This window comes from Pseudomonas sp. A1230 (genome assembly GCF_044218825.1).
Classification (GTDB): Bacteria; Pseudomonadota; Gammaproteobacteria; order Pseudomonadales; family Pseudomonadaceae; genus Aquipseudomonas; species Aquipseudomonas iridis.
Genome location: NZ_CP162582.1, coordinates 2,876,958 through 2,902,260 on the forward strand (window position 1 = coordinate 2,876,958; position 25,303 = coordinate 2,902,260).

A 25,303-nucleotide genomic window follows, 5' to 3' on the forward strand; every position below is an offset into this window, starting at 1 on the left:
GGGTTTGTGCAAGGGTTCAGGTTATCGACGAGGCAGCTGAATCTCTACCTTCAACCCGCCCCACTCACTCTCGCCCAACACCAACGTCCCGCCCCACGTATCGACGATATCTCGCACAATCCCCAGCCCCAGGCCATGCCCGTCAGTCTGCTCATCAAGCCGTGTCCCGCGACTGAACACCTGAGCGCGTTGTTCGGCAGGAATCCCCGGGCCATCATCCTCGACGCTCAAGGCAAACTCGTCAGCGCTCTCGACCACGCTCAAACGCACCTCGGCATCCGCCCACTTGCAGGCGTTATCCAGCAGGTTGCCGAGCAGCTCCAGCAAGTCCTCACGGTCCCACGGCAGTTGCAGTCCTTTGGGCGCAACGTAACTGAGCGCCAGATGCTCGCCGTGGATCATGTTCAGCGTCGCCAGCAATCCCGGCAGTTCGGCATCGCAATCAAACAGCGCCCCGGGCAACGCATCACCGGACAGTCGCGCGCGATTGAGTTCACGATTGAGCCGTTGCTGCACCTGTTCCAGTTGTTCCTTGAGGATCTTGCGCAACTCGGGATGGCTGTCGAGTTTTTCGCTCGACGCCAGGCTCAGCAACACCGCCAGCGGCGTTTTCAGCGCGTGGCCGAGATTGCCCAGCGCATTGCGCGAACGCTTGAGGCTGTCTTCGGTGTGCGCGAGCAAATGGTTGATCTGCGCCACCAGTGGCTCCAGCTCCACCGGCACCTGATCGTCCAGTTGCGAGCGCTGGCCCTGCTGCAACTGAGCGATTTGCTCACGCGCCTTTTCCAACGGCCGCAGCGCGCGACGCACGGTGAGGCGTTGCAACAACAGAATCAGCAGCAAACCGGCCAGACCGAGACCGAGGCCGATCTGGCGCATGCGCTCGAAGCTGTCGCTCACCGGCGTGTAATCCTGCGCGACGCTGATGGAGATCGACTGGCCCAACCGGCGATAGTCCGAACGCAGCACCAGCAGTTTCTGGCCGTCCGGGCCCAATTGCAGATTACTGTGCAGCCCCGGATGCTCGAGCAGCGGCAGATCCTGATCCCACAGTGAGCGCGAGCGCCAGTGGCTGTCGGCAAAATCAATGCGGAAATAATGTCCGGAAAACGGCCGCTGATAGGCTGGCGACAGGTGGCGCTCATCCAGCTGCAAACCCTGCGGGCCGCGCACCAGCGCCACCAAAAGGCTTTCGCTGTCGTTGCGCAATCCAGCTTCGAGGTAGCGCTGCAAGCCCATTTCGAACAACCACAGACTGGTTTGTGCCAACACCAGCCCCACCACCACCATCACGCTGATCAAACCCAGGCTCAAGCGGCGCTGGATCGACCTCATGAAGCTTGCCCGCCGAACAGGTAACCCTGACCGCGACGGGTTTCGATGACGCTTTTGCCAAGTTTGCGGCGCAGGTGATTGACGTGGACTTCGAGGACGTTGGAGTCACGCTCGGTCTCGCCGTCGTAGAGGTGTTCGGCGAGGTGGCTTTTGGAAAGGATCTGCTCCGGGTGCAGCATGAAATAGCGCAGCAGACGGAATTCTGCGGCGGTCAGCTGGATATCGGCACCATCGCGCGTCACGCACTGACGGCCCTCGTCCAGATGCAGGCCGGCAGCCTTGAGCGTGGTTTGATTGGCCTGCCCCTTGGAACGACGCAACAGCGACTGCACCCGCAGGTGCAGCTCTTCCGGGTGGAACGGTTTGGTCAGGTAATCGTCAGCGCCGGCCTTGAGGCCCTCGATGCGTTCAGCCCAGGAGTCGCGCGCCGTGAGGATCAACACCGGGATCGCCAACCCGCCCGCGCGCCACTGCGCCAGCACCTCAAGCCCCGGCACACCGGGCAGGCCGAGGTCGAGGATGATCAGGTCATAGGGCTCGCTGCTGCCCTGATACACCGCATCGCGTCCGTCCGCCAGCCAATCCACCGCGTAGCCTTGGCGTTGCAGGCCGGCGATCAACTCGTCAGCCAGCGGTACGTGGTCTTCCACCAGAAGCAAGCGCATCGATCAATCTTCCTTGTCTTTCACGAGTTCACCGGTATCGGCCTTCAGGTGCAGCTCGCGCGCCACCCCCTCGGCCGTCAGCAACTCGACTTCATAAATGTAGACGTCGTGTTTTTCTTCCAGCTCGACTTCCAGCAGTTTTGCCCCGGGATAACGATCCATGGCCTGCTGCAACACTTGCTCCAGCGGCAGGATCACCCCGCGCTGACGCAGCTTCAGTGCCTCGTCCTGATCGAGGTCGCGAGCCATCGCCGACGAGCAGAACATCACAAGCGCCAACGCACCAAGGCTGGTGGCGCGAACATTAACCTTCATTACGTATCCTGATGATCCTTGAGAACCTGCCCACTGACCGCGTCTAATTCCAGATCCCAGTTCAGCCCTTGAGGATCACGCAGTTCGACCTGGTAGATGTACTTGCCGTACTCCTCTTCCAGCTCGGTTTCGGTGATGGTCGAACCCGGGTGTTTGGCCAGTGCCGTGGCATTGAGCTTCTCGAAGGAGACGATAGTACCAGCGTCGCGCAGCCGCAGGGCCTCATCAGGTCCCAAATCGCGGGCATGGGCGAGGCTGGCGGTCAGGCCGATGATCGAGACGAGGGACAGGGCAGTCAGGGTTTTCATGGGTATCTCCGTATTTTTTATGTGTTGCCTACGGAGGGCACCTTAACGGGATGAACTTAACTGAAACTGAATGGCCATCATTGTGCCCGCAGAACCCATTCCCCCTGCGGCAGCTCCTACAGGGATTGGCAACATGTGCTTATAATTCCAAGCTTGCTAACGATCGAGACCGGTATGACTGCCATCCACATCAAGTTTCCCGCCCTCACCCTCAAGGCTGGCCCACGGGCCATGGCGCGTATTCGTGCGCAAGGCCTGAACGCTGCCGACGTCGGCACCCTGCCCGGCGCGGCCGGTGGGCCGAAGGCGCTGGGGATTCAGGGGCTGGATCTGGCGTTGTTCGGTGAGTGGCTGCCAAGTGCGCCGCGCGAGCGTTCGCTGATCGGGGCATCGGTCGGTTCCTGGCGCTTCGCCAGCGCCTGCCTGCCGGACGCCGCCGAAGGCATCCGTCGCCTCGGCCAGCTCTACGCCGAGCAGAATTTCAATAAAGGCGTGACCATGGCCGAGATCAGCCAGAGCTCGCAGCGCATGCTCAACGACCTGCTCGACGGCCGCGATGCGAGCATCCTCACCAACGCCGACTACCGCTTGAACATCATGGTGGTGAAGAGCCAGGGGCGTCTGGCCGATGATCATCGTGGTCGTCTCGGTCTGGCGCTGGGCTCCGTGATTGCTGATAACTTGCGAGGCCGCGCACGGCTGTCGCGGCACTTCGAACGGTTGATCATCCACGATCCGCGCCTGGCGCCGCCGGTCAATGCGTTGAATGACTTTCCGTCACGCTTCGTCGCGCTAAATGCCGGCAATCTGCGTCAGGCGCTGCTGGCGTCGGGTTCGATCCCGATGGTCATGGAAGGCGTGCGTGATTTGCCGGGCGCCGGTGCCGGGACGTTTCGCGACGGTGGCCTGCTCGACTATCACCTCGACCTGCCCTACAGCGGCGACGGTATCGTGCTCTATCCGCACTTCACCGACCGGGTGATTCCGGGCTGGTTCGACAAGACGTTGCCGTGGCGCCGTGCTTCGGTGCAGCGCTTGCAGGACGTGCTGTTGCTCGCGCCTTCGAAGGAATACCTGGCGCGCCTGCCCTACGGCAAACTGCCCGACCGCAACGACTTCAAGCGCTTCATGGGCGATGCACCGAGCCGACAGAAATACTGGCACGCGGCGATGGACGAGAGCCGCCGACTGGGCGACGAGTTTCTCGAACTGGCTGCCAATGGTCGCCTCGCCGAGCGCTTGCTGACCCTTTAGTCAGCACGGCCAAACACAAGCTGGTAAACTCGCCGCCTGCCCGAATCGCTGCGGCGAACGCCATCTGAACAGAGCTGAAAACACTGTGGAAATCTTCAAGGAATTTACATTCGAATCCGCCCACCGCCTGCCGCACGTCCCGGACGGCCACAAGTGCGGGCGTTTGCACGGTCACTCGTTCAAAGTGGCAATTCACCTCAGCGGTGACCTCGATCCGCACACCGGCTGGATCCGCGACTTCTCCGAGATCAAGGCGATCTTCAAGCCTTTGTACGAGCGTCTGGATCACAACTATCTGAATGATATTCCCGGTCTGGAAAACCCGACCAGCGAAGTATTGGCAAAATTCATCTGGAATGAAATGAAGCCACTGCTGCCGGAGCTCAGCGCGATCCGCATTCATGAAACTTGCACCAGCGGTTGCATTTATCGCGGTGAGTAACTCGTACTGAACAACACCGCTTATCCTGTGGGAGCTGGCTTGCCAGCGATGACGTCGGCACACGCAACATCAATGTGACTGACCCAGCGCTATCGCGGGCAAGCCCGCTCCCACAGGGTTCAGTGTCTGCTCGCAGAAAAATGAACAGCCGCCATGGCTGTTTTTTTACGCCTATGCTTCTTGGCTCAAACCCGCCAAGAGGACAGGCCCATGACGGACTGGCTGCTCGATCAGGTCTTTGATTTCCATGGCCGACAGGTACGTCATGCCGTGCGCGGCGACGGCCCGCCGCTGGTGTTTGTGCATGGCACGCCCTTCTCTTCCTACGTGTGGCACCGCATTGCGCCGCATTTTTTCGCGACGCACCGGGTGCATTATTTCGACCTGCTCGGCTACGGGCGTTCCGAGCAACCTGATGCGGATGTGTCCCTCGGCATACAAAACCAACTCCTCGCGCAATTGCTTGATCACTGGAATATCCAACGTCCCGACGTGGTCGCCCATGACTTCGGCGGCGCCACCGCGTTGCGCACGCATCTGCTCGATGGCAAGGACTACCGCAGCCTGACGCTGATCGATCCGGTGGCGCTGACGCCTTGGGGTTCGCCGTTTGTGCAGCATGTGCGTCTGTACGAAGCAGCCTTCAGCGGATTGCCCGATTACATTCAGCGCGCCATCGTGCCGACCTATATTCGCGGAGCGATTCACCGCGAGATTCCTGATGATGAATTGGCGCCCTACGTGCAGCCCTGGCTCGGCGATCCGGGCCAAGCGGCGTTCTATCGGCAGATTGCGCAGATGGATGAGCGCTATACCCGTGACGCTGAAAATCAGTACCCGAACATCCGCTGCCCGGTACAGATTCTCTGGGGTGAAGAAGATCAGTGGATTCCCATCGAACGGGGTCGAGCGTTACACAACATGATCCCGGGATCACAATTCCACCCAATCCCCAACGCCGGCCACCTCGTCCAGGAAGACGCCCCTGAAGCCATTGTCGCCGCGCTCCTGCGCTTCCTCTGACCCCACAAAACGATCACAAACATCCTCTGTAGGAGCTGCCGCAGGCTGCGATCTTTTGCTCTTGATCCGCAAAAACAGGATCAAAAGATCGCAGCCTGCGGCAGCTCCGGGATGGGGTCAGCACAAGACTGTGCGAGCGCTGGACTGCTGGCCCTCACATGGGGCCCGGTTGTGTTCAGGTGCACCGCTTTCGCGCCGAAAAGCACCGTCTCGTCTATACATAGCCACAGCGCCCGGTTTGGCACGAGCACTGCAACCCTCCCCGCGTCTTCCCTTTCAGCAAGGACCGCCCCATGACGCAAAACGATTCCGGCAACGATTACCCCCTCAGCGAAGTCCCCCTGCATGCGCGCAAAGGCCTGGCCTCCACGGCGATGGTGTTGCTGGGTTTTACCTTCTTTACCGCGACCATGTTTGCCGGCGGCAAGCTCGGCGTGGCGTTCGGTTTTGCCGAATTGATGGCGGTGATCATCGTCGGCAATCTGCTGCTCGGGGTGTACGCAGCGGGCTTGGGTTATATCGCCTTCAAGAGCGGTCTCAATTCGGTACTGATGGGGCGTTTCTGCTTTGGCGAAGTCGGCAGCAAGCTCAGCGACCTGATCCTCGGTTTCACCCAGATCGGCTGGTATGCCTGGGGCACGGCGACGGCGGCGGTGGTGATCGGCAAGTATTTCAACCTCGATGAGGCCACGGTTCTCGTGTTGATGGTGTTGTTCGGCCTGATGTTCTGCGCCACGGCGTATGTCGGTTATCGCGGGCTGGAGATTCTGTCGTACATCGCGGTGCCGGCAATGATGTTGCTGCTGATGCTGTCGATGTGGGCCGCAACGGTGAAAGTCGGCGGTTTCGAGGGACTGCTGAGCGTTGTGCCCAGTGGTTCGCTGGACTGGTCGACCGCCATCACCCTGGTGTTCGGCACATTCGTCAGTGGCGCGACTCAGGCGACCAACTGGACGCGCTTTTCGCGTTCGGCAAAAGTTGCGGTATTGGCGAGCCTGATCGGGTTCTTCATCGGCAACGGCCTGATGGTGCTGATCGGCGCCTACGGCGCCATCGTCTATCAGCAACCGGACGTGGTCGAAGTGTTGCTGTTGCAAGGTTTCGCCATGGCCGCAATGGCGATGCTGTTGCTGAACATCTGGAGCACTCAGGACAACACCATCTACAACTTCGCCGTCGCCGGTTGCAACCTGCTGCGCACCGGGCGGCGCAAGACCGTGACGTTGGCGGGTGCGGTGATCGGCACCCTGCTCGCCCTGCTGGGCATGTACGACATGCTGGTGCCTTATCTGATTCTGCTTGGCACGGTGATCCCACCGATTGGCGGCGTGATCATGGCCGACTTCTTCTACCGCTGGCGCGGGCGCTATCCGCGTCTGGCCGACGCACGGCTGCCGGCCTTCAACTGGCCGGGCCTCGGGGCCTACGGGATCGGCACCGTCGCGGCGTTCAGCTCGCCGTGGGTCGCGCCGCTGGTAGGGATCGCTGCTGCCGCGCTAACGTATGTCATCTTCACCGCCATACTCGGCGCCCGCAGCGCCAGCGCGCCACTTCAAGACTTATAAGAAGGATTTGCCTGATGCACATCATCAACGCCCGACTGCGCAACCAGGAAGGTTTGCACGAATTGCACCTTGAAGACGGGCTGATCCGCAGCATCGCCCGCCAGACCGAAGCCCCGACCCTGGGCCCCGACGACCTCGACGCCGGCGGCAATCTGGTGGTGCCGCCCTTCGTCGAGCCACACATTCACCTCGACGCGACCCTCACTGCCGGCGAGCCGCGCTGGAACATGAGCGGCACGCTGTTCGAAGGCATCGAATGCTGGGGCGAGCGCAAGGTCACCATCACCGAAGAAGACACCAAGACCCGCGCCAAGAAAACCATTCAGACCTTGGCGGCTCACGGCATCCAGCATGTGCGCACCCACGTCGACGTCACCGACCCGCAACTCACCGCACTCAAAGCCATGCTCGAAGTGCGCGAGGAAAGTCGACACCTGATCGACCTGCAAATCGTCGCCTTTCCGCAGGAAGGCATCGAGTCGTTCCGCAACGGTCGCGAGTTGATGGAAGAAGCCATCCGCATGGGCGCCGACGTGGTCGGCGGGATCCCGCATTTCGAGTACACCCGCGATCAGGGTGTGAGTTCGGTGAAGTTTCTGATGGACCTGGCCGAACGCACCGGATGCCTGGTCGACGTGCATTGCGACGAGACCGACGACCCGCACTCACGCTTCCTCGAAGTGCTTGCCGAAGAAGCACGCAGCCGCGACATGGGCGCCCTCGTCACCGCCAGCCACACCACGGCGATGGGCTCCTACGACAACGCCTACTGCGCAAAACTGTTCCGCCTGCTCGGCCATTCCGGGATCAGTTTCGTCTCGTGCCCGACCGAGAGCATTCACCTGCAAGGGCGCTTCGACAACTTCCCGAAACGCCGTGGCGTGACCCGCGTGAATGAGCTGCTCGAAGCCGGAATGAACGTGTGTTTCGGCCAGGATTCGATCGTCGACCCGTGGTATCCGCTGGGCAACGGCAACATTCTGCGCGTGCTTGAAGCCGGCCTGCACATCTGCCACATGCTCGGTTACCGCAACCTGCAAAGTGCGCTGGATCTGGTCACCGATAACAGCGCCAAAGCGATGAATCTGGGCGAGCGCTATGGCCTGGAACAGGGGCGACCGGCAAACCTGCTGATCCTCTCGGCGGACAGCGATTACGAGGTCATTCGCAGCCAGGGCTTGCCGCTGTATTCGATTCGCGGCGGCAAGGTGTTGATGAAGCGGCAGATGCCGGTGGTGGAGTTCAGCAGCAGTTTGAGCTGAGGCTGAGGGCCCCATCGCTGGCAAGCCAGCTCCCACAGGGTTTTCGGTGAGCACAGTGTGTGTGTGTGTCTGGCCTAGGACTGCTGTGTACACAGACGCAGTGCTCAGCACAAAACCTGTGGGAGTCTGGCTTGCCAGCGATGGCGATTTCAAATTCAACCCATCAACTGCGCCGTACCGAACAATCTGACCCCGATCAATTCACCGTGCTCTTCTTCAAGCAAAATCGGAGCGGTGCCGCCGGGCATCACGACGTGCACCTCGCCCGCGTCGACCCAACCGACTCGCCACGCCGCGCACGCCACCGCACTGGCGCTGGTACCGGAGGAAGCGGTCGGCCCTTCGCCGCGTTCGAACACCCGCGCGACAATTCGCTGCTCGGACTCGCGCACGGCCCACTGCAGATTGACGCCCGCCGGGCAAGGATCACCTTCACCCGTCGGCATCGCGTAAGCAATCCGGGTCAAGCCTTCACTCAGCGGTGATTCGCGCATTTGCTCGTTACTCGGCAATGCGCCAACCTCTGTCAGTAACGTCACACAATGCGGATTGCCGACGCGTACAAACTGGCTGCGGCTCCAAGTCGGATCGAGTTGCGCCAAGAGCCGCACATGGCTCACGGCACGCCCATTGAACTCGCCGCTTTCTATGTTCTGCGCTCCGACCGCATCCGCGCCGAATTCGGGTTGGCCGAGATCCAGCCAGAAACCTTTCACACTTTCGACTTCGGCCGGATTCACCGAAGTTTGCAGCGCATCACCCTTGTCGTGGTGGACGCTTAATCGCGCCCCCTGCTCCGGCATCAATCCCTGTTCGGTCAACGCTTGAGAAAATATCGTCAGGCCGTTGCCACTGCGCTCGGCGAGGGTGCCGTCGGTGTTGACGATCAGCACGTCAAACGGCGGCGAGTTCTGGAAAGGGCCAATCAGCAGGCCATCGCTGCGGTGAGATTTGCTGTTCGGCGGGCGCTGACCTTCCGGCCAGTCGCAGCACAGCGCGATGGCCGCTTTACTCCATGCCTTGCGCGATGACGCACATTCGGTTGCATTCGCTGGCAAATCAATCCCCGCTTCACGCAACGTCGCCGGAGAAACCACCCCATAGATGTTGCCCCGAGCATCGTAGAACTGCGTCATCACATGCCCTTCATCGTTTCGAAAATGGCACTGTAAAACGCAATCCCCTGTGGGAGCGAGCCTGCTCGCGAATGCGTTGCTCAATCGAAAAACATATCCACCGACACACCGCTTTCGCGAGCGGGCTCGCTCCCACGGGTTGGACTGTGCAACGATATCCTCCTGCGTTCCACCAAGTCCTGTGATCGAACCTCGACGCTCAATCACTGTCCCTCGAGGACGCGATGTATTTTTGCCAAGGATCGATATGACCAGCCTCACCCCCCAAGACACGTTCGTCCCCGGACGCATGCAACAGATGTCCACCCGCATCGCTTTTTTCATCGCCGGCCTCGGTATTGCCGCGTGGGCGCCACTGGTGCCGTACGCCAAGGCCCGCGCCGGGCTCAATGAGGGCACCTTGGGATTGCTGTTGTTGTGCCTCGGCGTCGGTTCGATTCTGGCGATGCCATTGGCGGGGATTCTCGCCACGCGGTTCGGTTGCCGACGCGTGGCAACTGGCGGCACGTTACTGATCTGCGCGGCGTTGCCGTTGCTGGCGACGGTGTCGTCGGTTCCGGCGTTGATTGCCACGCTGTTCATGTTCGGCGCCGGGCTGGGTACAGTGGATTCGACGGTGAACCTGCAAGCGGTGATCGTCGAGCGCGCCAGCGGCAAAAACATGATGTCGGGTTTTCACGGCTTGTTCAGCCTCGGCGGGATTGTCGGCGCGGCGGGCGTCAGCGCCCTGCTCGGCCTTGGTATGTCGCCGCTGGGTGCGATGCTGGTGGTGGTCGCGGTGCTGATCGGCGCGCTGTTCAAATGCGTCCCGCACATGCTGCCGTATGGCAGCGAAAGCTCGGGTCCGGCCTTCGCGGTGCCGCACGGCATCGTGCTGTTTATCGGCGGGATGTGCTTCATCGTATTCCTCACCGAAGGCGCGGCGCTGGACTGGAGCGCGGTGTTCCTCGCTCAGGAACGCGGGATCGACACGGCCTATGCGGGTTTGGGTTACGCGGCATTTGCCCTGACCATGACCGCCGGCCGCTTGATGGGCGACCGGATTGTGCGCAGTGTCGGGGCGACGCGGATCATTCTGTTTGGTGGCCTGTTGGCGGCGGCAGGCTTGTTCCTGGCGACGTTCGCGCCAAGCTGGCAACTCGCTCTGGTCGGTTATGCGGTGGTCGGTGCCGGTTGTTCGAACATCGTGCCGGTGCTGTACACGGCGGTGGGCAAGCAGACGGTGATGCCGGAAAGCATTGCCGTGCCGGCGATCACTACGCTGGGTTATGCGGGGATTCTGGCGGGGCCGGCGGTGATCGGTTTCGTCGCGCATGCCAGCAGCTTGAGTTTTGCGTTTGGGCTGATGGCGGTGTTGTTGGTGGCGGTGGCGATTGGCGGGAAGGTGTTGAAAGTCTGAACCGAGTGCAGCTGCCAGATCGCGAACTGTGTGGGAGTTGCTGAAGGCTGCGGTCTTTTGATTTGGTTTTTTGGGGGTTGGGTTTGGGGTTTGGAGGCATATCCGTTGGTGCGGGTGCTGCCGCTGGCGGTTTCGCTCTTACAGCGAGTCCCTTTTTCAAACGCCAAAAAGGAACCAAAAGGCATTGCCCCGGCGTACGGCACTTCGCTGAGGCTCAGTGTTCCCTCGCTACGGTGTCCATCCGGGGGCATCGCCTCCGGTTTGCTTCGCTGCACCTGCTCTCGATGAATGCGGCTTCGCCGCACGGCGCTACGCGCCTACCCCCCGGATGAACACCTTCGCTCGGCCTGCCGATGGGGCAGAAGATCAAAAACCCAAGCCAAAGCCAAAGCCAAGCAGATCAAAAGATCGCAGCCTTCGGCAGCTCCTACAGGTGAGTTGATTACATCTGCCTGAGATTGGTCAGCTGTCAGACCGCCGTCGCGAGCAAGCTCGCTCCCACAATGGGATCGAGTACACCCGCCAGAGCCTGGTCGGCTGGCAGGCCACTATCGCTGGCAAGCCAGCTCCCACAATTTTGATTTGCGAACACCCAATACGGCGAAGTCCGCCCCACTCAACACAATGAGCGTTAGCTCGGCTGCAGCTTTTGATCTTCAGGCCCGTCGGCAGGCTGAGCGGAGGGATTGATCCGGGGGTGGGAGCGCAGCGACCGTTTGGCGCAGCCAAACACATCGAGAGGAGGTGCAGCGAAGCAAACCGGAGACGATGCGCCCGGATCAATCCCGGAGCGAAGGAACCCGAGCCACAGCGAGGGCCGAACGTCAGGGCAAAGCCTTTTTGGTTACTTTTTCGGCGTCTGGAAAAAGTGACCCGCCGTAAGGGCGGAACCCTAAGTAGCCATCACCGCAGCAACGGATATTCACCCAATCAACCAATCAATCAAAACCCCACGCTGGCCTGCACAAAGAACGTACGAGGCGCCCCCACATACATCCCCGAATTGTTATCACTGGAGCGGGTGAAATACTGCTTGTCGAAGACATTCTTCACCCCGGCGCCCAGCTTCAGGTTCGACACCTGCGGCCCGAAGTCATAACCGCCGCGCACGTTCCAGGTCACATAACCCGGAATATCACCGTACTGCCCATCCGCCGTGCCGTCAGTGATGTAGTTACCGTTAAAACTACCATCGGCGTTCACACCAGTGCCCGGCGAACGCTGTTTCGACTGGGCGAAACCGTCGATGTTGTAGGTCCAGCGATTGACGTCATAGCGCAAACCAACGGTCGCCACCTGACGTGAGTAGAACGGCAGGTCACGGCCCTTGAAGCCTGGAATCTCGCCTTCATAGGTCGCACGGGTGTAAGTCAATCCAGCGTTGGCCGTCAGACCCTCAAGGCGCGGATCCAGCGCCGCCATATCGTAGTGCATCGAGGCTTCAATGCCCTGATGCTTGGTCGCACCGAGGTTGGTCCAGCCCACGTCATTGCTGATGTATTGCAGTTCGTCGTCGAAGTCGATGTAGAACAGCGTCACTTCCCCGCCCCACACGTCATCGTTGTAACGCGTGCCGATCTCGTAGGTCTTGGCCTTTTCCGGTTGCAGACCGTTGGCGGTGTTATCGCCCGAGCCGCCCTGCCCCAGCTGGAAATATTGCAGGCTGCCGAACGAGGTTTCGTAGTTGGCAAACAGCTTCCACGCGTCTGACAAGTGATACATCACGCTCAACGCTGGCAGCGGTTCATTGCTTTCGATGCTGCGGTTTTTCTCTGGCACCGGTCTGCCGGCCGTGTCGAGCACCGCGCGATCGTGCCAATCCGTGCTGATGTGCTCGAAGCGAATGCCCGGCGTGATGGTCCAGTTGCCGACGTCGATTTTGTTGTCGATGTAAACCGAGTTGGCCTCGGTGCCGCCGGTACGATCCTGGAACACGTGGCCGTCGGAAGTCGGCGTGGCGACAGGCTGGTTGTTGACCAGCGCCAGTCGGCTCGACTGTTCGTGCATCGCCTCTTTCAGATAGCGATAACCGACGCTGACTTCCTGGGTGGTCGGGCCGACGTCGAACACGCGCGATACACGCGGCTCGATGCCCAATGTGTAGTAAGAGCGCGGATACGAACTGAGGGTTTTCTGGTCGCGTGCGGCGATGGTGCTGCCACGGAAACTGTCGGTGTAGTAGGTCAGCACTTCAGCCTGAGTGCGCTCGTCGATCTGGCGAATCCACTTGAACGACACGTCCTTGCGTCGGCCCGTAAAGCTGTCGTAGTCGCGCACCGACTCATACGGATTGTCGTCGTACTGCTTCTGCGTAAGGCCGCCCGGCATGTCGGCGCTGGCGTCGTAGTAATGTAAACTGAGACTGAAATCATCCTGATCGGTCGGCGCCCAGTGCGTCTTGAGGAGCACGTCGTCAATGTCGTTGCCGTTGTTGCGCTCGCGGTAGCCGTGGCCGTTGACGCCCGAGTACAACAGCGCCACGCCCATGCCGTTGTCGGCGGTGCCGCCGAGGAACGCCGTGTCGATGTGCTTCCAGCCACCATACTGGGTGGTTTCCAGCGTGGTGCCGATCTCGCCAGTGGTTTTTTCCGGGATCGCGCGGGTGACGAAGTTGATCACGCCACCGACGTTTTGCGGCCCATAACGCACGGAGCCGGCACCACGAACCACGTCGATGCTGTCGAGGTTGCCCGACGAGATCGGCGCCATCGACAGTTGTGGCTGACCGTACGGCGCGAACGCTGCCGGTACGCCGTCGATCAGCACGGTGGAGCGTGGCGACAGACGCGACGTCAGACCGCGCACGCCAACGTTCAGAGCAATGTCGCTGCCGCCGGTGCCGTTGGAGTCCTGCACCTGTACGCCGGGCACGCGTTTGAGCACGTCGCTGACGTTCATTGCGCCCTGCTCGACCATCGCTTCGCGGCGAATCACCGTCCGCGCGCCGGGGTGGTTTTGCACCACGGCCGCATTCGCGTCGCCGAGCCAGTCGCCGACCACTTTAATATCGGTCACGCCCAGTTCCAGCGGGCCGTTGGTGGCGGCAGAACTCGCGGCGGGCGACAGCGTCACCGAGCCTTCGTTGATCTGATAATCCAGACCGCTGCCTTGCAGCAATTGGCGCAGCGCCTGCTCTGGCGAGATATCACCGTCGACTGCCGGGGCTTGTTTGCCGGCGACCAGGTCCGGACTGAAAAACACTTGCAGCGAGGTTTGCTGGCCCAGTTCACTCAAGGCCTGACCCAGCGGCTGCGCGCGAATATGAATAGCTTCAGCAGCGAACGCCAAAGGCACGGCGGCGTTGACCGCCAGCGCGAGGGCCAGCGGCAACCAAGGAGATTTTTTGTTGTTGGCAGTGATGGTTTTCACGTCGAACGTAGTCCTGTGGATCGCAAGAGTGTGCGGCTGTTAATGCAAACCAGTTGCAGTTGAACAGGAAGACGATGAACTCGAAAAAAACCTGAATGTTATTTTGAAATTATTTCCTGGCTGCCATCCGCGAGAGTGCGAATGGCCACCGGCAGAATGTTCGGCAAGGCCTTGAGCAAGGCGTCGGTGTTGTCGGATTTGAACACACTGGTGAGGCGCAGATTGGCCACGCCGGGGTTGCCGACGGTCAGCGGTTGCTCGCGATAACGCGACACTTCAGCGGCTACTTCACTGAGGCGGGCGTTGTTGAACACCAGTTTGCCGCCGCGCCACGCCGTCAGCTCCGCCGGGTTGACTGCGTAGGCTGCCGCGACTTTGCCTTGCGCATCGACGTGGGTGCCGAGGCCGGCGGTCAGGTTGATAAATTCGTTGTCCGGCGCATCGTGTCCCTGCACTTTCACTGTGCCCTGCTCCACCGCCACCCGTGTCTGCGTCACATCGCGGCGCACATCGAAGCGCGTTCCGGTGACCGTAATCTTGCCGCTCCCCGCCTCGACCACAAACGGTCGCGAGCTGTCGTGCTCGACGCTGAACATCGCCTCGCCTTCACTCAATTCGATGAGCCGGCGATCCGTTTCATAACGCACCTGCAAGCGACTGCGGCTGTTGAGGTCGATCACCGAGCCGTCCGGCAATGCCACATGCTTGCGCTCACCGAGCGCGGTGGAGAATTCTGCGCTGTAACCGCCCGGGTGATTAAGGCCGCTGAACAGCCCCAGTCCAAGCGCCACCGCCAGCACACTGGCGGCCACCGCATAACGCAGCAGCGGACGCCGTTCGCGGCGCGCCGGTCGGGTTTCAGCGAGGGCTTTGAGGCGTGGCGCCGGCAGCAGGTCAGCCGCCGTCCACAGCCCTTGCAGCAACTGGAATTCATCGCGGTGTTGCGGATGTTGATTCAGCCAGGCGTCAAAGCGCTGCTGCTCGTCGGCACTCACGGCCGGCTCCTGCAAACGCACAAACCAGCGAGCCGCGTCATCGCGCACCGTCGTTTGCCCGCACGCGCAATCACGAGTATCCATCATGGAATGTCCTGTTTGGCCGGGGATTCAATTACACACAGCCCCGTGCAGGAGCTGCCGAAGGCTGCGATCTTTTCGTCACAACGCAGATTCACGACTGCAGCCCGTCCAGTCGATCACGCAGATGCCGCAGGGTGCGGATCATATACTTTTCGACCATGTTCTTGGACAGCCCCAGGCGTTCTGCGATTTCCGCCTGGGTCAGGCCTTCGATCTTCTGCCAGACAAAAATCTTCCGGCAATTGACCGGCAGCTCCGCGAGCGCCCGTTCGATGGAGTCAGCCAACTGGATCGCATGCATGTAATGCTCCGGGTCGCCGGATGACGACGCACTGTGATCGATCGCCTCTGACTCCATGGCGCCGCGCCGATCCTCCCGCCGATAGCCATCGACCGCAATATTGCGCGCGGTCTGGTGCAAATACGCCCGGGGTTGCTGCACCTCTGCCGAATCGGATTCAAGCACACGCACAAAGGTGTCGTGCGCCAGATCCTCGGCCTGCGCGCGATTGCGCAGGCGACGAGTCCAGGTGCCGATCAACTCTTCGTAATGCTCGAAAAAGCCGGGTCTGCGGGGACGCATGGGGGTATGGGTGTTGTGCTGAGGAAATGAGCGCGAATAGTAATGGTTACTATTAAGACCGGCAAATCATTCCGATCATAAGCAAATCCCCCCCTGTAGGAGCTGCGGCACGCTGCGATCTTTTGATCCTGGTTTTGCAAGATCAAAAGGTCACAGCCTGGCGCAGCTCCTACACGGGAGTATCGGGATCAGCCTTTTTCGTCGATTCCGGCCTGCAGGGTTTGGGTATCGAGATGCCCGCTCAAGGTGACCGGGCCGACTTTCAGATCACCGTTCTCAAACGACACCTTCGGCGCGTTTTCCTCGGTTTTTTGTGGCAGATCCAGGCCAGCCTTGATGCCGTAATCGCGATTGTTCAGGTCGGTGCTGCTGACCTTCGAACCACCCAGATCAACCTTGCCGTCACTCGCCGAAATGCGCGCGCCGGTCAGTTGTGTCGCGCCGCCTACATTCAGCTTTACACCTTGACTGGCGCTGATGCCGGACGCCTGCGCGACGCTGTTCTTGTGCGCGTATTCGCCCTGCGCTTTCAGCGTCGGTTTGTAGTCAGTGCCGGCGAGTTTTTCCTTGTCGTTCGGTGGGTTCTTCTTGGCGGTCAGGCCCAGATCCACGTCAACCTTGGCGCTTGTCTTCGAGTCCTGACGGCTGGCGACTGCCAGATCACCTGCGACATTCCCGCTGACAGTCTTCGCATCGATTCGCGCGCCAGCCAACTCTGCATCTCCTGCGCTGTTCAACACCACACTGTCAGCCTTGATCTGGCTGTTCTGCTGCGTGGTGCTCTGCAGGTAATCCACGCCAACCTTGGCCCCGGCATTGAAGCCGTGATCGCTGCTGGCCTTCTCATCGGCGGCTGTCGGTTTCTTGCTGCTCAGGTTGCCGCCGGCATTCAGTGCGACATTCCAGTTATTACGGCTTTCAGTGGACTGTGCCGACTCCTGAACGTAGCCGCCCTTCTGTGCATCGACGTTGACGTTTGGTGCACTGACTTGCGTGCCTTGCAGACGAACAGCGTCACCGCTTAGGGTGATCCCGCTCTGACTGTTGAGTTGGCCACCGGTCAGTGTTTGTGAGTGCTCATTGACCCGACCGATGTTGAAGTTGCCACTGAGATTGCCGCCCTGATCGCGGCTCTTCTCGCTGCTGGATTTGCTGCCGCCGCCCTTCAAGCCGCCGCCGAGATTGCTGCCGGTGGCAGTGTGAGTGTCGGTGGCTGCTTGCAGATCAAGCTTGCCATCAGCATGCAGATCGATGGCGCCAGCGCTGTCGGTTGTGGTGCCTTGCTGGACCTGATTGCCGCCGCTGCTCAGTTGCACCGGGCCGTTGCCGGTGATGCTTGCGACATGGGCCTGAGTGTCAGAGGTCTGCTTGCCGGTGTGGTCGAGCTGGAACCCGGCGCCGAGATCGACGTTGGTGCCATCGCTGCCCGGCAAGGTGCCGACCGTCAGCGAGCCATTGCCGCGCAGACTGGCATCACTGCTGTTCTGGCGATCGTTGGCCTGATTGAGCGCAAGATCGCCGTCGGTCTTGATGTTCACGCCGCCCTGCCCGCCGTCGAAACGGCTGCCTTCGAACTGCGCGTCGCCACCGACCTTGATGTTCACACCCTGGCTGCCGGCATAAGCGCCGACCACCGCCGTGGAACTGTCCTTGCTCGACTGCCTGCTGCCACCCGCGCCGCTACCGGCGACATTCACGTCTTCGCCGGTTTTGGTGTAGACCCGCACGTCGACTTTGGCATCCACCGAGCTGTCGGTACTGGCGTGGGTATTGCTCGCGGCATCGGCAACCAGTTTGTCGGCGCTGATGTTCACTTTACCGGCGCTGGCGTTGTACTGCGTGCCTTGGTCGTGCAGCGTTCCGGCGACGTTCACGTCGACAGTGCCGCCGTCAAAACGACTGACCACAGCGTTGCTGCCTTGCTCGGTTTTCTCGGCGCTGCCGTGACCGACCGCGACGTCGATACCGACGTTCGGCTGACCGAGATTGGCCAGTGCATCCTTGTCCGGCACCTTGGCGTTCAGCACATCTTTAACCGCACCAGCGATAGGCCGGGCGATGTCTTTGTACTCGACGTTGGCGCCGATGTCCGCCGACCAGTTGCTCTGGTTATGGGTGCTGCTTTCGGTGTTGCTGGCCGCGCGGTTATCGACTTCGTTGGCCGCGATGTTCAAACCGTTGCCAGCCTTCACTTGCGCGCCTTCGGTGGCGAGCTTGCCGGCGTTGATCGTCAGGCTACCGTTGCTCTGCACGCTGGTGGTTTGCGCAGTGGTTTTGCTGCTGGTGTCCTGCGAGGTGCTGTGGGCGAAGTCGATGCCACTGCCGGCGCGATCGAGGCCGCCGGTGTAATAGAAACCGCCGCCGGTGCTGGACTGGTCGGTGGAGGTTTTGTGACTGTCCTGCTCGGCCAGCAACGACACGTTTTTACCGCTCAACGTCGTGTCGCCCGCGGTGGATTTAACGTCCGCGCCCTTGAGGGTCACGTCGCCGCCCGCCTTCACTTGCACGCTACCGCCGCTGAGGCTGGAACCTTGCTGGGTCACGTCGTTACGGGTCACGGTTTGTTGCTTGTCTTCGTAATGAATCCCGGCGCGATATTGCTCTGGCGTCTGCTCTTTGGCGTAGGCATCGAAGCCACGGGTTTCAGTCGTGGCGCTGCTGTCGTGGCTGTTCTGCGCGGAGTGCACGTTCACATCCCCCGCCGCATCCGCCGTCAACGCGCCGCCCGCCTTGACGGTCGAGCCGGCCACTTCGATATCTTTGGCGCTTTTGAGCTTGAGGTTGCTGTCGGACACCAGTTCGCTGCGCACCGTGGTGCTGTCCTTGGCGTTCTGGCGCGACTCGTCCTTGCTGATGCCGAAGAACTTGCTGTCCTTGTCATGATTGTTGCTGTGCGAGGTGTCTTGCACGCCGTCGACGATCAGCGAACCCTTGTCGCTGATCACGCTTGCGTCGGTGCCGCCACGGACCTGGCTGCCGCTGATGCGTACGTCGTCAGCCTTGACGATCAGTTTGCCCGCCGCATTGACCTTGCTGCCCTGATGCTGGGTCTGACCCTTGTCGGCATCACCGGTTTTGCCAAAGAAACCACCGCCAACCAGATCGCCAGAATAGCGATTGTCGTTGCTGCGATCGGTGCGTGTGGCCGTGGTGATTTCCACCTGTTTGCCGGCCAGTTGCAGGTCGCCCGCACTGTTCAACTCGGCACCTTCGGAACGCAACAGCGCTGCGGTTTGCAGGGCGATATTGCCAGCCTTCAACTGGCTGGTGACACTGCGCTGCTCTTCGCTGCTGGTGTTCCAGTTGGCTTTCCACAAGTGTTTGCGGTGATTGCCCTGATCGGTCTGGGTGTGGCTTTCGGTGGCGGCAGTCAGACGCAGATCACCGCCACTTTGCACGCTGAGATTCTTCGCCGCTTCGACTTTTGCAGCCTGCAACCGAGTGTCTTTGCCGGAGGACAATGTCGCGTCGCGACTGGCGATAATCTGGCTGCCGTGCTGTCGCGACTCGCTGTCGGTTTGGGTACGGTCGTAGGTTTCCCACGTGATGCCGATGGTGCTGTTACTCCAGTTTTCGCGCTTTTCCTGGAGCTTGCGGCTTTCGACGGTACTCAGGGTCAGATTGCGCTTGGCATCGACGCTAACGTCACGACCACTGACATCGGTGGCGGCCAATGTCAGGTCCTTGCCGCTGTGCAGACCGACATCGCCCTGGCTGCTGCGGATACCCGCGCGCGTCACGTCGAGACTGTTCGTCACTGCATCGCCGCTGACACTGAGGTCGCCGGCAGAACGAATCTGCACGCCATCGCGCCCGGCCACTTGTACCGCGCCAACTCGCACGCCAGCGCCTTCAGCGGTGCTGACGATGTTGATGCGTCCGGCTTGCATCGCCCCGAACAGGCTGGCGTCGATGCGTTGATCGGCGGTGTTGCCTGCCGGGTCCACAGTCTTCACCTGGCCGCTGGCGTAATCGACCTGATTGCGGCCAACGGTGAGGTTGAGTTGGTCGCGGGCATTGAGCGCGCCCTGGCTGTCGATACGCGGGGCAATCAGGTTGATCGAGCCCTCGCCGTTACGCAGGCCGCCGTTCTGAATCTGCAACTGGCCGCTGGCGTCACGGGTGTTCAGGGCTTGCAGTTTGCCGTCGTTCAACTCCGGGCGACCGACCACCAGATTGGCGTTCGGCGTGTTGATGAAACTGCCGCCATTCACCGAAATGCCATTGGGGTTGGCCAGCACGTAATCGGCGGAGCGACCGAAGATTTCCTGTGCGCCGTTGATGGCCGACGGGTTGCGGCTGATCACTTCGTTGAGGATCACGCTCGCCGCTTGCCCTTGCAGTTGCGGGTTGGCCGCCAGTTGGCCGGCGAGTTGCGATTGCCCGGCCTGCAAGGCGTTGTTCAGCACCAGACCCTGGCGGTCGACGTTGTAGTCGAGGAACTGATTGTGCGACAGGCCCGAGCCGTTAGGCGCGACGATATTGACGATGGGCACACCGCCCTGAGTCTGCAATTGCGCGGTGCCGCCCGGTCCGGGAGCGACGACTACGCCACCGGCCAAAGCGCTCGGCAGGTGCACGGCGAAGAACAGACTGGCGATCGCCCAACGCAATTTGCCCCGTGGGGAAAGATGAAATGCAAAGGTAGGTGCTGGCATAAGAACGTCTCCATGTAAGTACGGCATCACGTCGCGCGTTTTGGTGTTGGCCGTGGCTGTCGCGCTCAGATCCGACGGCTGTTTGTTCACTGCATTGTTCGTATCAGTCATATCTGCACCCCGACCCGCATCAGCCAGGTTTCGGGCTCGTGTTGCAGTCCGTTTGGGGTGTTGAGGGCGCGTTGGTAATCTACGTCCACTTGCAGGTTCTTCCAGCCCAGATTCAGGCCGACACTGGCGCCGCTCAGGCGTTGACCCTGAGCGCCGTGATCGGCCTTGATCCAGCCGTGGTCGAGGCCGACACGCGGGGTCATCTGCACCGGCCATTCGCTGCGCAGCGGCAGGCGCAAGGTGTTGCGCCAGATCGCACCGCTGGCACCGGAGGCACTGCTGACGCGATAACCGCGCACCGCCGAATCGTCGGTACCCAGCAGTTGCTCGATGGCTGGCAGCGGATCAGGGCTGTACTGCAAATTGAGTTGGCTCTGCCATTGCCAGACTTGCGCGCCGAACTGGCCATTGCGCCATTGACTGAGGCCGGCGCGGTACTTGCGAAACTGTGCCTTCGGCAGGTTGTTGATCGCCTGTCGGGAATCGTCATCGGCACCGAACCAGCGCAGGCCTTGTGCGTAATTGACGTCGAGATTCCACACCGCGCGGTCGAGCCAGAACAGATTGAGCCCGGCTTCGGCCACGGTCAGGGTCGGGCTCTGGATGCCCAGACGGACGTGTTGCAGATAACTGTCGACGTCCTTGTGCGCCAGTTGCAGATTGGCGCTGAGCTGGCGGCTCTGGTCGCGCCACAACACGCGGTCGGCGCGCAGGCTGACCTGGTCAGTGATGCCGGTGCTGTGAAAAGTCGTGCTCGGCAATTTGAACGGCGCGCGGTATTCGGCGTGGCTGGCGAACACGCTGTAGGTCCAGTAGCCGTAGGGGATCGCGTAATACAGGCTGGCGTTGCGGCTATAGCGGTCGCCCTGATTCAACGTGTCACTGGCGCTGAGGCTCAACAGGTCGTTGAGTTCCAGCGGGCTGTCGAGGCTCAGACTGAGGGTATCGCGGTCGCGCCCGGTGCTGGCGCTGCCGAGGTTGTCGATCCCTGCATTCAAGGCCCAGCGCGAGTGCCCGGTGGTGCGCGAACGCAGGATGATCCGTGAGGCGCCGGGCTGACTGCCGGGGGCGATGTCGGCGGTGAGGTCAACCGAGCGCAAGCGGTTCAACTGATCCAGCCCCTGCTCCAGATCGCGCAGGTTCAACGGCCCACCGAGCATGCCCGGGAACGCACCACCGAGGGACACCGGCAGGTTTTGATCGGCCAGTTCGATGGACTCGATGTAGCCTTCGTCAATCCGGATATCCAGCGACTGCCCCGCCGCCGGTGCGCTCACCAGGTAGGGACGGCTGGCGATGTAGCCCTTCTCGACGTAAATCGCGGTGATGGTCGCCAGCAGATGATTGATCTGGCCGACGCCCATGCACGGCGCGAGCAGCGGCTTGATGCGGGCATTGAGTTTGTCGCTGTCGATCAACGTGACACCGCCGATGCGCGTGCCGCTTAACGGCCAGCAGCGCTCATCGGGAGTAACGGTTTGGGGAATCGCTGGAGTGACCGGCGCCGGGCCGAACGCGCCGCGCTCCAACTGACGTTTTCTTTGCTCAAGTTGCAGCTGTTGCAAATCGCGCTGTTGCTGTTGCTGCTGGCGCAGCACTTCCTGGCCCGGTGCGACAGGTTCGGCCGCTTCAAGCGAGGACGCAACCACGCTCAACACAACGACCGACCACAGCGGCCAACGCGTGACATAACGAGGAAAAACAGCGCGAATCGAATACGGCACGCAACATCCTTGCGATCATTGAATGGCGTAATGCCACATCATCAATGATCGTGATAGTCGGAGCCCTCCTACACAAATGCAAGACGCTTCCTACAGCGCTTACATTTCTTAAACAATTGCTTTTGTTGCTCTTATTGTTAGCAGCAACGCCACGGCACTGCAGGCTATCAGGGTTTCCCCGAGGGCCTGAGACCACCCGGCGAGCATCATGCCCGCGCCGATCAGCAGGTAATAAATCAGTCCCAACAAAGCTCCGGCAGTGCCGAGACGATCCGAGTAATTGACCAGCGCCAGGCCAAGAATATTGGGGATTGCCATGCCGAACGCCAGCACGATCAGCAACATCGGCAGCACAAACGCGCCGCTGTCCTGCAGCCACCAGACGCCAATGCCACCGAGCAAACCGGTGACGGCGGCGAGCCGGATCAACTGCATCGCGGCACACCCTGCCTGCAACAAACGCCTGTTGGCCCATGCGCCAAAACCTGAGCCCAGCGCGAGGATCACGCCGCTGTAGCCGAACCATGTTGCGTCCAGATTCAGACGCTGAAAAATGAACGGGCCAAGGCTGTAATAACTGAACAGCGCCACATTGAACGCAGCAATCCATAACGCCGAGCGCCAGATGCCCAAGTCGCGCAACATCCGTGCGAGGGTTTCCCACACACAAACGTGGGGCGTTTGCTGAGGGCGGGTTTCCGGCAAGGCGTAGCAACTCCAGAGCCACAGCGTCGCAGCGATTAAAACCAGCGCAATCAGCACGCCGCGATAGCCGAATGCTTCGACCAGACTGGCACCGCTGAACAAACCGATCGCCGGACTGGCCGCCAACGCGATGCCCACCAGGGAAAACACCTGCGCCAGTTCTGCGCCTTTGAAACGGTCACGCAGCAAAGTTTGCGTGACCACTGAGCCCACCGCCACGCCGAATGCCGCCAAACCCTGCGCCAGCAGCAGACCGTTGAAACTGCTGACCCGCAGCGCGATAACCGTGGCGACCGCGTAGATCGCCAACCCCACAAGCATGACCGGACGCCGGCCGATGCGATCACACAATCGCCCCCACACCACCACGCCCACGGCAAAGGCGAGAAAGTAAACCGACAAAGTCTGCGCTGCCGCCTCAGGACTGACTTCAAACACCCGACCGATATCCCCCAGCGCCGGGCTGTACAGGGTCTGCGCAATCTGCGGAAACATCAGCAACGCTATCGCCAGCGGTAACAGATTTCTGTTGTTCATTATTTATGACTCCTCGAGTAAACCGTCGGGGAGTTTAAGAACTGCTGGCTGGCGTATTATCCGAATCCTGCCAATTTATCGCGCAAATCGGACAACCCATGGCCTGGATCGACGCCCACACTCTCTTTGATGCAAACCATTACTCGGCGCCGGTGATCGGCATCGCAGCGATACTGGGTGATCACGATTCCGGACAACATCAGCATCTGCACGGGCAACTGCTGTACACCCGCCAGGGCTGCACGCGCATCACCCTCGCGCAACAATTGTGTCTGCTGCCCCCGTCGCGTGCGGCGTGGATTCCGGCGGGGGTGAGCCATCGCGCGGTGATGCAGCAAAGCGTCGATTACCGCTCTATTTACCTGATCCCGGAACTGTGCCGCGAGCTGCCGCAACAGGTCTGCGTTATCGAAGTCAGCCCTCTGCTGCGCGCCGTGCTGGAGCCCATGGCCACGGCGGATTTCGACACTGATTGGCAACAGGGCAAATTCGCCCATCTACTTGGCTTGTGCCTGAGCGAAATTGTTGAAGCGGCACAACAACCGATGTTGTTGCCGTTGCCACGAGACAAGCGTTTGCGGCCACTGCTCGCAACACCGGAACAATTGCCGCCGGAACTGCAGGTGCTGGAACGCCAGATCGGCGCCAGCAGCCGCACCATTGGCCGAATCTTCCAGCGCGAGACCGGCATGAGTTATCAGCAGTGGCGCCAGCAATGGCGGTTGATGCGCGCCATGGAGTTGCTCGCCACCGGACGCAGCCTCAGTTATTGCAGCTTCGAACTGGGCTTCGCCAGTGACAGCGCGTTCATCGCGTTCTTCAAAGCCATGACCGGCAGCACACCCGGCCAGTGGCTCAAATAAACATTTGAAGACCGGCGCACGCCTCCACGCAAATTGTGATGTGGCCTCAGGCCTGAGGCGTTTTGCGGAAGCCTACCGCCAAGCGGTTCCAGCTATTGATGGTGCTGATCGCGACGCTCAGGTCGACCATTTCCTTGGGCGAAAACTGCGCGGCAACGACGTCGTAGTCTTCGTCCGGCGCGTGGGTCAGGCTCAGTTGGGTCAGCGATTCGGTCCACAGCAGCGCGGCGCGCTCACGGTCACTGAAGAATGGCGCTTCACGCCATGCGGTCACCGCGAACAGGCGCCGTGGAGTTTCGCCCCCCTTGATTGCATCGGCGGTGTGCATGTCGATACAGAAAGCGCAGCCGTTGATTTGCGAGGCGCGCAGCTTGACCAGTTCGATCAGGGTTTTTTCCAGCGGCAGCTTTGAGACGGCGGTTTCCAGGGCGATCATCGCTTTCAGGGCGTCCGGGGAAGCAGTGTAGAAATCGATACGAGGTTGCATGGTGGTTTTCCGGGGCAAGTGAATGTGTGGCTACGTTAGCCCCGGTGCAGCGCTCGGCAAATAGCCAATATTCCTGAAGAACAGTAGGCCACTCCATCGACCGCTCGTCACTCGGGCGGCACCAAGCGTTGGCGGCCTCAGACCAATATCAGGTAAATCCCCTCTTTGGAGACGTACCATGATGACGCGCAAACTTACCTCGTTACTGCTCGCTGGCCTGCTGGCCACGGCATCGGCTGCCAGCTTCGCTGCCAACGACGGCGCCGATGCAACGGGCACCAAATCGGGTTCCACCAGCGGCTCGACCATGCCACCGGACAACACGCCGGGCGCGCCATCGGGCGGTAACGGCGCCGACGGCACCGGCACCAACGGCGGCGCCAGCGGATCGGGCTCCGGTGCTGGTGGTGGCACCGGTTCGGCAGGCGGCGGCACCGGCGGTGCGGGCGGTGGCACGGGTGGCTGAACGAACAAGAGCCATCA

Annotated in this window: 20 protein-coding genes; 8 read left to right on the forward strand and 12 right to left on the reverse strand. The window is 61.0% G+C overall.

Going from position 1 to position 25,303, the window contains the following annotated elements:
- Positions 1 to 21: 21 nt before the first annotated feature.
- The 4 genes from AB4P97_RS13500 to AB4P97_RS13515 are packed head-to-tail and all read right to left on the reverse strand — an operon-like array spanning position 22 to position 2,623.
- The gene (locus AB4P97_RS13500; RefSeq protein ID WP_395602821.1) at positions 22 to 1,335 is read right to left on the reverse strand and encodes a sensor histidine kinase; all 1,314 of its coding nucleotides are present in this window, start codon (positions 1,333 to 1,335) and stop codon (positions 22 to 24) included.
- Positions 1,332 to 2,000, reverse strand: a complete 669-nt coding sequence (locus AB4P97_RS13505) for a response regulator transcription factor (RefSeq protein ID WP_042560088.1) — start codon at positions 1,998 to 2,000, stop codon at positions 1,332 to 1,334. Before AB4P97_RS13505 ends, AB4P97_RS13500 begins: the two co-directional genes overlap by 4 nt.
- A gap of 3 nt (positions 2,001 to 2,003) precedes the next feature.
- Positions 2,004 to 2,315 (reverse strand): PepSY domain-containing protein, encoded by a 312-nt coding sequence (locus AB4P97_RS13510; protein ID WP_042560089.1) that lies wholly within the window; start codon positions 2,313 to 2,315, stop codon positions 2,004 to 2,006.
- Positions 2,315 to 2,623: a PepSY domain-containing protein gene (locus AB4P97_RS13515; RefSeq protein WP_042560090.1), complete on the reverse strand. Its 309-nt coding sequence runs from the start codon at positions 2,621 to 2,623 to the stop codon at positions 2,315 to 2,317. The genes AB4P97_RS13510 and AB4P97_RS13515 overlap by 1 nt, the downstream gene beginning before the upstream one ends.
- 174 nt (positions 2,624 to 2,797) lie before the next feature.
- Between AB4P97_RS13515 and AB4P97_RS13520 the strand changes: the two genes are divergently transcribed.
- The 5 genes from AB4P97_RS13520 to codA all read left to right on the forward strand — a co-directional run bounded on the left by AB4P97_RS13520 (position 2,798) and on the right by codA (position 8,169).
- Complete coding sequence (locus AB4P97_RS13520) at positions 2,798 to 3,877, forward strand: patatin-like phospholipase family protein (protein WP_047300665.1); 1,080 nt, start codon at positions 2,798 to 2,800, stop codon at positions 3,875 to 3,877.
- Between the two features lie 85 nt (positions 3,878 to 3,962).
- Complete coding sequence (queD, locus tag AB4P97_RS13525; protein WP_003223505.1) at positions 3,963 to 4,319, forward strand: 6-carboxytetrahydropterin synthase QueD; 357 nt, start codon at positions 3,963 to 3,965, stop codon at positions 4,317 to 4,319.
- Between the two features lie 210 nt (positions 4,320 to 4,529).
- Complete coding sequence (locus AB4P97_RS13530; RefSeq protein ID WP_395602822.1) at positions 4,530 to 5,342, forward strand: alpha/beta fold hydrolase; 813 nt, start codon at positions 4,530 to 4,532, stop codon at positions 5,340 to 5,342.
- Between the two features lie 293 nt (positions 5,343 to 5,635).
- Complete coding sequence (codB, locus tag AB4P97_RS13535; protein ID WP_395602823.1) at positions 5,636 to 6,907, forward strand: cytosine permease; 1,272 nt, start codon at positions 5,636 to 5,638, stop codon at positions 6,905 to 6,907.
- A 14-nt stretch (positions 6,908 to 6,921) separates the two neighbouring features.
- Positions 6,922 to 8,169 carry a cytosine deaminase gene (gene codA, locus AB4P97_RS13540; RefSeq protein ID WP_042560094.1) on the forward strand — a complete coding sequence of 416 codons (1,248 nt, stop codon included), beginning with the start codon at positions 6,922 to 6,924 and terminating at the stop codon, positions 8,167 to 8,169.
- 155 nt (positions 8,170 to 8,324) lie between these two features.
- Here the strand turns inward: codA and AB4P97_RS13545 are convergent, their stop codons facing one another.
- Positions 8,325 to 9,305, reverse strand: a complete 981-nt coding sequence (locus AB4P97_RS13545) for a diaminopimelate epimerase (protein ID WP_395602824.1) — start codon at positions 9,303 to 9,305, stop codon at positions 8,325 to 8,327.
- A gap of 247 nt (positions 9,306 to 9,552) precedes the next feature.
- On the opposite strand from AB4P97_RS13545, the gene AB4P97_RS13550 reads away from it, so the two are divergent.
- Positions 9,553 to 10,704 (forward strand): MFS transporter, encoded by a 1,152-nt coding sequence (locus tag AB4P97_RS13550; RefSeq protein WP_395602825.1) that lies wholly within the window; start codon positions 9,553 to 9,555, stop codon positions 10,702 to 10,704.
- A 942-nt stretch (positions 10,705 to 11,646) separates the two neighbouring features.
- Here the strand turns inward: AB4P97_RS13550 and AB4P97_RS13555 are convergent.
- The 6 genes from AB4P97_RS13555 to AB4P97_RS13580 all read right to left on the reverse strand — a co-directional run bounded on the left by AB4P97_RS13555 (position 11,647) and on the right by AB4P97_RS13580 (position 23,470).
- Entirely contained in the window at positions 11,647 to 14,073 is a 2,427-nt protein-coding gene (locus AB4P97_RS13555; protein WP_395602826.1) for a TonB-dependent siderophore receptor, read from the reverse strand.
- 98 nt (positions 14,074 to 14,171) lie between these two features.
- A complete protein-coding gene (locus AB4P97_RS13560) occupies positions 14,172 to 15,155 on the reverse strand; it encodes a FecR family protein (RefSeq protein ID WP_395602827.1) in 984 nt (327 codons plus the stop codon).
- A gap of 88 nt (positions 15,156 to 15,243) precedes the next feature.
- Positions 15,244 to 15,735 carry a sigma-70 family RNA polymerase sigma factor gene (locus tag AB4P97_RS13565; protein WP_047300659.1) on the reverse strand — a complete coding sequence of 164 codons (492 nt, stop codon included), beginning with the start codon at positions 15,733 to 15,735 and terminating at the stop codon, positions 15,244 to 15,246.
- 188 nt (positions 15,736 to 15,923) lie between these two features.
- Positions 15,924 to 20,393 carry a hemagglutinin repeat-containing protein gene (locus tag AB4P97_RS13570; protein WP_395602828.1) on the reverse strand — a complete coding sequence of 1,490 codons (4,470 nt, stop codon included), beginning with the start codon at positions 20,391 to 20,393 and terminating at the stop codon, positions 15,924 to 15,926.
- A 107-nt stretch (positions 20,394 to 20,500) separates the two neighbouring features.
- Positions 20,501 to 22,228 carry a ShlB/FhaC/HecB family hemolysin secretion/activation protein gene (locus AB4P97_RS13575; RefSeq protein WP_395602829.1) on the reverse strand — a complete coding sequence of 576 codons (1,728 nt, stop codon included), beginning with the start codon at positions 22,226 to 22,228 and terminating at the stop codon, positions 20,501 to 20,503.
- 108 nt (positions 22,229 to 22,336) lie between these two features.
- Complete coding sequence (locus AB4P97_RS13580) at positions 22,337 to 23,470, reverse strand: multidrug effflux MFS transporter (RefSeq protein ID WP_395602830.1); 1,134 nt, start codon at positions 23,468 to 23,470, stop codon at positions 22,337 to 22,339.
- A 98-nt stretch (positions 23,471 to 23,568) separates the two neighbouring features.
- Between AB4P97_RS13580 and AB4P97_RS13585 the strand changes: the two genes are divergently transcribed.
- Positions 23,569 to 24,333, forward strand: a complete 765-nt coding sequence (locus AB4P97_RS13585) for a helix-turn-helix transcriptional regulator (RefSeq protein WP_200612048.1) — start codon at positions 23,569 to 23,571, stop codon at positions 24,331 to 24,333.
- A gap of 46 nt (positions 24,334 to 24,379) precedes the next feature.
- Here the strand turns inward: AB4P97_RS13585 and AB4P97_RS13590 are convergent, their stop codons facing one another.
- Positions 24,380 to 24,820 carry a carboxymuconolactone decarboxylase family protein gene (locus AB4P97_RS13590; protein WP_042560104.1) on the reverse strand — a complete coding sequence of 147 codons (441 nt, stop codon included), beginning with the start codon at positions 24,818 to 24,820 and terminating at the stop codon, positions 24,380 to 24,382.
- A 178-nt stretch (positions 24,821 to 24,998) separates the two neighbouring features.
- Here AB4P97_RS13590 and AB4P97_RS13595 point away from each other — a divergent pair, with 178 nt between their 5' ends.
- Positions 24,999 to 25,286, forward strand: a complete 288-nt coding sequence (locus AB4P97_RS13595; protein WP_042560105.1) for a hypothetical protein — start codon at positions 24,999 to 25,001, stop codon at positions 25,284 to 25,286.
- Positions 25,287 to 25,303: the final 17 nt, after the last annotated feature.